This window comes from Streptomyces coryli (assembly GCF_011044975.1).
GTDB lineage: Bacteria > Actinomycetota > Actinomycetes > Streptomycetales > Streptomycetaceae > Streptomyces > Streptomyces coryli.
Genome location: NZ_JAAKZV010000456.1, coordinates 1 through 3,034, shown reverse-complemented (window position 1 = coordinate 3,034; position 3,034 = coordinate 1). Strand labels below are relative to the sequence as shown.

At 74.8% G+C, this 3,034-nt stretch carries 2 protein-coding genes; both read right to left on the bottom strand.

All coding sequences use genetic code 11. The features are described 5' to 3' along the window. On the bottom strand, positions 1 to 800 hold an 800-nt coding region (locus G5C51_RS41130; RefSeq protein ID WP_165245919.1), incomplete at its 3' end, for an ATP-binding protein. 60 nt (positions 801 to 860) lie between these two features. Continuing rightward, complete coding sequence (locus tag G5C51_RS41125; RefSeq protein ID WP_165245917.1) at positions 861 to 3,002, bottom strand: phage holin family protein; 2,142 nt, start codon at positions 3,000 to 3,002, stop codon at positions 861 to 863. Positions 3,003 to 3,034: the final 32 nt, after the last annotated feature.

The following is a 3,034-nucleotide window of genomic DNA, read 5'->3' as shown; positions in this document are numbered from 1 at the left end:
CCGCCCTGGTCCTCGCCGCCCTCGGCGGGCGGGGCGACGGCGCCGAGGGCGGCGAGGACCAGGGCGGTGTGCGACGCGGGGGCGGGGAGGGCGGCGTCCGGCTGCTCGAGGTCGTCCACGAGGCCTGCGGACTGCTCCAACAGGGCTTTGGCGTACAGCGGGTTGCCCGCGGTGTGCTGGTGGAGGCGGACCGCGGCGCGGGCGGAGAGCGGGTGGTCGAGGCCGCTGAGCAGGCCGCTCAGGTCGCGCAGTTCGGCGGGTTCGAGGCCGGTGAGGCGGAGCCGGGTCACGCCGTCGCCGGTCCACAGGCGGCGTACGCCCGCGGGCAGGTCGGGGTCGTCGGCGTCCCGTACGACGAGCACGGCGAGGACGCGGTCGGCGCGCAGCCGGCGGACGGCGAAGCTGAGGGCGTGGAGGGAGGGGTGGTCGGCCCACTGGGCGTCGTCGAGCACCACGGCGACGGCGTCCTCCGGCGGCTTGAGGTCGTCCTGCGCCTCACCGATCGCGTCGACGAGCGCCGCGCCGCCCGCGAGGGGGTCGGGCCATCCGTCCCGTACGCCCAGCAGCTGCTCCAGCACGCCGAAGGCGAACGCCGACTCGGCCTCCTCGCCGCTGCCGGCCAGCACCTGGCCGACGCCGCCGGTGTCCAGGAAGCGCCGTACGAGGGCGGTCTTCCCGATCCCTCCGGGCCCTTCGACCAGCACCCGCTGCGGCGTGCCGGCGCGGGCCGCGGCCAACGCGCGGCCGAGCCGGTCGAGTTCGGCCTCGCGGCCTACGAACGCCCGTTCCACACCTGGCATGCTCGCGGCACCGGCAAGCCATGGCCATGGGTCAACCGGCCCGGGGAGCGGCTCGCGGGCTCAGACCTCGGCCTCCGCCGGCTCGCCCGCCAGACCAGGCCGTTCCAGCTCCGGCCAGTTCCCCAGCCAGCCCTCCAGGATGGCGTGCACCTGCTCGGCGCCGACGATCTCCGCACCGCCCGTGACCGGCGGCGTCAGCTCCTCCGGCCAGAACAGGAACGGCCGGCTCTGGTCCCCGCCCAGGCCGCCGTGCGAACCGACCTGGTCCTCGAAGGCGTGCACCTCGCCGGTGTCCGGGTCGTACGCGGAGTTGACCATGATGTCGGGCGCGTGCGGGAACTCCGCCGTGCGCCGCACCGCGTCCGCGGCCCCGGGCCCGAAGGGGGCGAGCGGGTCCTCGCCGACGATCTTCCCGGTGTCCAGATGGTGCTCCGAGCAGTTCCGCCCGAGCACCAGCGGCCCGAACTCCTCGGACCTGATCAGCAGAAAGCCGACGCCCGGATGCTCGGCGAGGGTGCGCAGCAGCGCCGGGTGGCGGCGGTCGAGCTCCTCGCGGGAGACCCGCCCCGGCATGTCGGGGAAGGAGATCAGGCCGAGGTTCCCCGAACCCAGCACGATCGGCTCGGCCGGCTTCCCGCGCTCCGCGGCCGCGGGCTCCTCCGCCTCCTCGGCCTCCTCCGGCCGGCGCAGCGCCGCCCGCGCCGCGGCCCGCGCCTCGGCACCGCTCGGGGTCTTACGGGCCCGCCGCGACACGGGCAGCCCGCACCCGGCCCTGACCAGGTCCTGCAGCGTCAGCCCGTACCGGGCGGCGAAGGTGGGCCCCTCGCTCTGGCCGTGGTCGGAGAGCAGCACGATGCGGTAGTCGCGGGGCGCGTACTCGGCGACCTTGGCGATCATCCGGATCTGCCGGTCGAGGCGGTGCAGCACCTGGTGGGTGTTGCGGTGGTACGGGCCCGCGTAGTGCGACACCTCGTCGTACGCCACCAGGTCGGCGTAGACGGCGTTACGGCCGGCGAGCATGTCGCCGAGCACGGCCGAGACCACGACGTCGCGCTGCACGACGGTGGCGAAGGCGCGGATGAAGGGATAGAGCCCGCCGCGGCTGACGCGCGGCTGTTCGCGGCGGAGTCGCGTCATGAGCGACTGGCCGACCTCGCGGAACACCTCGGCGACGAAGGACGCGAAGGTGCGGGAGAAGTTGGCCGGGTCGGAGAAGTAGGCGAAGTAGCCGGCCCGGGACCGGTTGTCGCGTCCGCGGCGGGCGGCGACGGACAGCACGAGGGCTACCTCGCGGGCGCCGCCGGTGAAGAGGTTGCCGCGGCTGGCGCCGTCCCGGCCGAGGAGCCCGGTGTGGCCGGTGTTGCGGGCGGCGCGGGCCTGCAGTTCGGCGGCGGAGGAGGGCCGGTTGCAGACCATGACCTGGCCGGTGTCCTTCTCGTACCAGCGGAAGGCCGGGACGTCCGTATTGCTGCCGTGCAGGATGCCGAGCTGGCTGGCGCCGGTCTGGCTGGACCAGTCGGTACGCCACTCGGTGAGCCGGTGGGTGGCGCCGTGCCACTCGGCGACGGTCTCCATGAGCGGGGGGAGGGTGCGCTTCTTGTGCCCGACGCCGCAGTCGCGGGGCTGGAGGGCGTTGAGCAGGACGTCGTGGCCGACGCCGTCGAGCTGCAGTATGACGGTGCCGGGGCCGTCGCAGGCCTTCGCGAGCTCCTCGCGATCGATGCGCCGGTACGCGAGCCGGGCCAGGCGGCGACGGTACGCGCCGTCGTCGCGGACGGCGAGGGCGGTGCCGGCGGCGGACGACGCGGCGGACATCACGGCGGCCACGACGACGGCGGTCTCGGGATCGGCCTCCCCGCGGCCCGCGGGGATGAGGCTGAGGGCGATCCAGAGCAGCGACCCGTTGATGAAGAAGGCGAGCAGACCGAGGACCAGGGCGGGGACGAGAAGCAGGGCCCGTACGACGACGGGCCAGACGACGGCGCCGAGCACACCGAAGGCGCCGGCTCCGGCGGCCGCGGTGACGGCGATGGTGGTGGCGCTGTCGCCGTCCTCTGACTGAAGCCGGAAGTCGGGGAGGATGCCGGCGAGAATCAGCATGGTGACGGTGCCGACGGCCCATACGGCGATCACACGCAACGCGGCCCCGCCGGCGGTGCGCAGGCGGGTGCGGCGGGCGGGGGGGCGGTCGTGCTCGGGCATGCGATTAGGTTCGCATACGGGGTGCTTCCCAC